Origin of the sequence: Methanospirillum sp. (assembly GCF_035406105.1) — an archaeon.
GTDB lineage: Archaea > Halobacteriota > Methanomicrobia > Methanomicrobiales > Methanospirillaceae > Methanospirillum.
This window is the reverse complement of record NZ_DAONKG010000256.1, coordinates 1-3,084: the sequence shown is the minus strand read 5'-3', so window position 1 is coordinate 3,084 and position 3,084 is coordinate 1. Positions and strand designations below refer to the sequence as shown.

General features: G+C 46.5%; 1 protein-coding gene. It reads left to right on the top strand.

Annotation, left to right across the window (positions count from 1 at the left end; translation table 11 throughout):
• Positions 1–128: 128 nt before the first annotated feature.
• A partial coding sequence (locus PLA23_RS11990) for a PAS domain S-box protein (protein WP_324475329.1) occupies positions 129–3,084 on the top strand: 2,956 nt, incomplete at its 3' end.

Sequence of the window (3,084 nt, the reverse complement as noted above, 5' to 3'; positions counted from 1 at the left end):
AATCTTTTTATTCATTGGATGCAACGGATTTTTCAGGGACATATTCTGCACGATACCTTAAAAGAATATATCCCTCCCTTCATCCCATGAAATCAGCAAAAAAGAACGATCCATCCGTCCGGCAGACCATGATCTTACTACACCTTGTTGGGAATGATCCGATCCTCTCTGAAATCTTGCGACAATATCGTATGGATATCGGAGAAAATATCATAGAAGCATCTCTTACCGGATCCAAGGCTCTTTCCCGGATTTCTCAAAGGCCCGGTGATGTGGTCATTATGACATATCCCCTTCCGGATATGGATGCCTCACAGTTTATCTCCCGGCTGCGGAAAATAAACCATACAATCCCCTGTATCATATTCACCGAAGAAGGACAGGAAGACCTCCTGCTTCCTGCCGGGAGTGGAATGGTATATCTTATCCAGAAGAAGGGAGATCTCCAGGATCAGTGCACAGCAGTATGGGATTTGATAACGAGGGTTATGGGCGACAGAAGGGATGAATTAACTCAGGTACAAAATAAAAGGCTCCTCTCCGCCCTTGCAGAATGCACTCAGGTTCTCCTTCAGGAGAAAGAGGTGGATCATGCTCTTCAAAAGGTTCTTGATATAATCGGATCGGCAACTGACCAGGACCGTGTCTATATCTTTCAGGCTCACCCCGATCCGGTGACTCATGAATTTTTGGTCAGTCAGCGGTTTGAATGGACCCGTGAAGGTATAAAACCGCAGATTAACAACCCGGATCTGCAAAATCTTTCGTTTCAGGTTGTTGCCCCCTACTCATACCGGTTACTCCGGAAGGGAAAGATTGTCGCAGGCCTTATCAGAGATCATCCGGAGAGTGAACGCGAGATACTCAGTGCCCAGGGTATCATCTCTATCCTTTTGGTTCCTATCATCATCCAAAAGAAATTGTGGGGGTTTATTGGATTTGATAACTGCACTACAGAGTATGAATGGAAAAAAGGTGAAAAGGAGACCCTGCTTACTCTTGCCAATACTATCGGAACTGCCATCTCACGTGCTCTGGTCGAAGAGGACCTGAGAAAGACCAATGAATATCTTGAAAATCTGATAACCCATGCAAACGGGCCGATTATTGTCTGGGATCCTGATCTCGCAGTTACGCGTGTGAACAAAGCATTCGAATCCCTTACCGGTTATTCTGCTCAAAATGTGATAGGACGGCATATCAGTGAGATCTTTTCACCGGATGATCAGCACAGGTGGAAAGAACTATTGCAACACATCATGAACGGAGAACGATGGGAGATGGTGGAAATCCCGGTACTTCATCAGGATGGATGTCCGCGATCTGTTCTCTGGAATTCATCCACCATCTTTGGGGAAGACGGGCTGACACCCGTTGCAACCATCGCACAGGGCCTTGATATCACCGAAAAACTTCGGATGGAAAAGGATATTGAGGCGGCTATCAGGCAGATACAGGTAAACTTTGCACAGCAGTCGGTACTGAATGATGGCATCAGAAACCCTCTCTCTGTTATTACCGGGTATACAGAGTGCATACCTGATGATCAGATACGTGAGATGATTTTTCATCAGGTCAGGCTGATTGACGATATGGTCACCCAGCTGGATCGACGGTGGAACGAATCAGATAAAATATTGCATTATCTGCAGAAGCATCATAATGTCATTCTTGAGGGAAATATATCTGCATCTGCCTTTCCCGCCGCTCTCAACCGTGCAACGGTTCGCAAGATCGGGGCTTTGGAGAATCCTTACAAAGCAGATATTATCCTCGATGCAGCAGATATCCTTGTTACGGTCATCGATCTCAAAACCTATGAGATATTATACTGCAATCAGCAGGTAAAAACTATTTTTGGAGAATGTGTCGGTCAAAAGTGCTATATGGTTCTGCAAAAGGATCAGATCTCCCCCTGTCCGGACTGTACAAACCAGCAGCTCACCGATTCATCCCGCCCTCTTGGTATCCATGTTTGGGAGCGGTATTTTGAGAAGAATGGCCGATGGTATATCTGCCATGCACGGGTCATTCCATGGACTGACGGGAGACTGGTAAGACTTGAAATCGCAACGGATATTACCGGACGAAAACATGCAGAAGATCTTCTGCTCCGGAATGAGGAACGATATCGTCAGATTTCGACGCTTACATCTGACTTTGCCTTTTCATGCGTATCTCATAATAAGAGCGGGTTTTTTATCGACTGGATGGTAGGTGCGGTTGAGCCGATATGCGGATATACCATTGATGAGCTCAAAGAAATGGGGTGTTGGAGAGCGATTGTTGTGACAGAGGATCTTCCTGTTTTTGACCGGAATATAACCGGTCTTTCTCCAGGTCAGTCTGCAACCTGTGAGTTGCGTATCCTGCATAAAAATGGAGCTATTCACTGGTTATCCTGTAAAGTGAGGTGTGAGCAGGAACGGTATCATCCGGATACGCTCCGGCTCTATGGCGGGTGTCAGGATATCACTATCATGAGAGAGATTCAGGAGGCTTTGCAGGAGCGGGAAGAGCGATATCGCTCTCTTTCGTCAATGATGCGGATGATGTGCGATACCGTTCCTGATATGATCTGGGCAAAAGATCTCAAAAAAAGGTACATCTTTGCAAATAAGGCCATCTGCAACAAGCTTCTGAATGCCAGGGATACCCTTGAACCGGTTGGAAAGACCGATCTCTATTTTGCTGAACGTGAAAGGCGATCGCATCCCGACAACCCGGACTGGCATACGTTTGGAGATATCTGCCGTGATACGGATCAGATCACCATGGATGCAGGAGAGCCACGGCAGTTTGATGAGTACGGGAATGTAAAAGGATCGTTTCTCTTTCTTGATGTTCATAAAGCCCCGTTCCTGAATGAGAAAGGTGAGATGATCGGAACCGTAGGATCCGCACGGGATGTAACGGCTCAAAAACAGGCTGAATGTGCACTCCGCGAGAGTGAAGAGCGGTACCGTGCCATTATTGCTGCAATTCCTGATATCCTCTTCACACTCGATCAAAACGGGGTGTATCTGACCTGTCATGTAAATGACCCCGCTCTCTTATATGTCCCATTGGAGTATTTGATTGGCA